The organism is Bradyrhizobium sp. Cp5.3 (assembly GCF_000426265.1).
Classification (GTDB): Bacteria; Pseudomonadota; Alphaproteobacteria; order Rhizobiales; family Xanthobacteraceae; genus Bradyrhizobium; species Bradyrhizobium neotropicale.
The window spans coordinates 1-2,619 of the sequence record NZ_AUFA01000120.1 but is presented as its reverse complement, the minus strand read 5'-3'; the positions used below and the strand labels follow the sequence as shown (position 1 = coordinate 2,619).

Sequence of the window (2,619 nt, the reverse complement as noted above, 5' to 3'; positions counted from 1 at the left end):
AAGGCGTCATGCCGCTATCTCATGCTCAGCTCTCGGTGCTGCTCGACTATCCATGCGAATGCCCCTCCTCGTGAGGCTCAGTGATTCTGAGATCAAGATGATCGAGCTCATGATTGCGTAGTTTTCGAACAGCCTCAATCACGTGCGACGTGTTGGAGAACAGGTGCGCGCCGGAAGGGTGACGATCGATCAAAAGGCGCCCTTGCCTAATCTGAACGTAGAGCCAGTTTACGGGAATGTTCAATACGCCGGCGAGTTCCTGTGCGCTGAGCAAGTCGGGCGAATGCCGCCATCGCGTACGTTGCTCGGTAAGCCGCTTGAGGCCGGCGTGCAAGCGAATGCGCTGGACGGTGATCGGCAGCACTTTGTCAGGGCAATTTGGTGACCGGTGCCCTTCGCTCGTCAACATGGCAGCGATCTCGTCGTCGTGCATCTTAGTGCGGGCGAGCTCAAGCACGCGTTCTCGCATCTCCGCGCCTTGGGTGAGATTCGCTACTGAGTTGACACGCATCTTTACCTCGATCTCGGTGACGGCTCCGCCGCGCCAGACGATCCTCACCCTGACGACGTCGTGCTCGCCGCGGTCGAGGATCACCTTGTCAATGAGACAGCGCAGCAGCGCCTTGCGTTTCGAGTCGGTCGTGCTCGGGTCTGTCCAGATCTCAGGCAGACGGCCGGAGAGGCGGACTACTTTGTCGTTCAGCGCCTTGTTGCCGACGGTGATCTGAGCGATAGCCTGGGGAGACTTCAAACGGGCCAGGGCCTCCTCTGCCGCTCGGACCTCCTTCAGAGCCGCCTCCCAACGGCGCTCGAGCTCGGCGGCGACAAGCCGGTTGTCAGGATCGACGCGGTTGAACTGACGTTCGGCGAGTGCTGCTTCGTAGCGCCGGCGTTCGAGCTGCTGCTCGGCACTGCTCCGTATTGCTTTGTACGCCTGTTGCTGAGCGCGACGAGCGCACGACAACGCGTCGATCTCGGCCGGCGCCAGCGCTGTGAGGAACGCTTGCGTCACGGCGGCGTCGACGCGGGGAGCACGGATGTATTGGCACGTCGGCAGTCCCTGATGCGAACACAGGTGATTGCAGACGTACTCGGCGCCCCTCTTGTAGCGAGCGTACATCTTGTGACCGCATCTTCCGCACCATGCGATGCCTTGCAGCAGTAGCTCGCCCTCACGTGGAGCACCCCTGGTCTTGTTGCGCATGTATTCTGCTCGGTTGTCGCTGACGATGCCCCTGATCTTCTCGTAGCTTTGCCAAGCGATATAGGCAGGATAGCGGTCCTTGACGATGATCCGCCATTGCTCGATCGGTTTCGGCGCCTTCGTCGGTAATCTTCCGTCCGACGGTTTGCGCAGTCGTGTCCGTCCGTAGACGAAGGCGCCCGCATAGGCGGGATTCTTCAGAATCGCTGCGACCGCGGATGTCGTCGCCCGCGCCCAATGCAGATCGCCGTGACGATCGCGGCGCGGCAGCTCCAGACCGCGGTCGTTGAACTCACGCATGACCTTGGCAACGGTGCGCACTTTCAGGAAGGTCTCGAACAGCAGCTCGAGCCGTTCCTGCACCTCCAGGTTCGGGTCCTTGACGACGACGCCAGAGGGATCGCGGACAAGGCCGATCGGCAAGGTGAGCGCAAGCTCACCGCGCTCCGCCTTGGCGAGAAGACCCGCCGTCAATCGACTACGTATCGTATGGAGCTCGAGCTCCGATATCGTCCCTTTTAGGCCCAGCAGCAGTCGGCCATTCGCGCTGCCGGGGTCATAGACGCCATCACGGTCGGCGATGAGGCAGCCGTGCAGCCCGCAGATATCGAGCAGCGGATACCAATCCGAGCAGTTGCGGGCGAGGCGCGTCACGTCGATCGACAGGATCAGACCAACCTCGTTGAGCCCAACACGTCCGACCAGCTCCTTGAAGCCGCTGCGCTGAGCCGCCGACGCCCCACTGATGCCGAGATCAGCGTCGATGACGTCGATGCCAGCTTCGTGCCAGCCGAGCTCGATGGCGCGTTGGCGAAGCGCGTATTGCAATCGCAGACTCTCTTGGTTGGTCACCACCTGATGGGTCGTCGACTGCCGGATGTACACGACCGCCCGTCGCGCCAGGTGTATCGGCTTGACCAGTTCGGATTTCATGACTTGCCTCCGCCAGCACTGCGGCGACGTCGTTGACGATTTGGCGCTGCAGTGCCGTTGGCAGCGTGGCCCAAAGGTCTTTCGGATCGATCGGCATCGTGTTCGAGCTGCTCAACCAGAGAGGTCAGATCGTGTAGTGCCTCGACGCTCAGCTTCGTTCGATTCTCCATCGACATCCGTGGTTCGGTTGCCGCGACCGGAATCAAAAGGCTGGCACCGTCTCGATATTCGACCTCGTACGAAAGCGGGAAACCACCGCCACGATGGACCGAACGGCGAATGACGCGGAACGTGCGGCCGAACAACGGATGCGCCGGTTCGCACACTGTAACTTCGGTGGCAGGTGATTCGTCAGACTCCCCAGAGGGGATATTTCGATGTGCCCTCGCTCGATGGCTCAGACTGGAAGCGTGTGCCAATGCGTGTTGTGGATCAGCCAGCACGAGCTGGTTGATCCTTATCAAGAGTAGTTCGTCATTCAT

The 2,619-nt window shown here is 61.0% G+C and carries 2 protein-coding genes; both read right to left on the bottom strand.

The features are described from left to right. Positions 1 to 46 precede the first annotated feature (46 nt). Complete coding sequence (locus tag K289_RS0140650; RefSeq protein ID WP_027556525.1) at positions 47 to 2,137, bottom strand: recombinase family protein; 2,091 nt, start codon at positions 2,135 to 2,137, stop codon at positions 47 to 49. Then, the coding region (locus K289_RS52030; RefSeq protein ID WP_198024897.1) for a hypothetical protein at positions 2,134 to 2,619 on the bottom strand (486 nt) is incomplete at its 5' end. The genes K289_RS52030 and K289_RS0140650, both read right to left, overlap by 4 nt.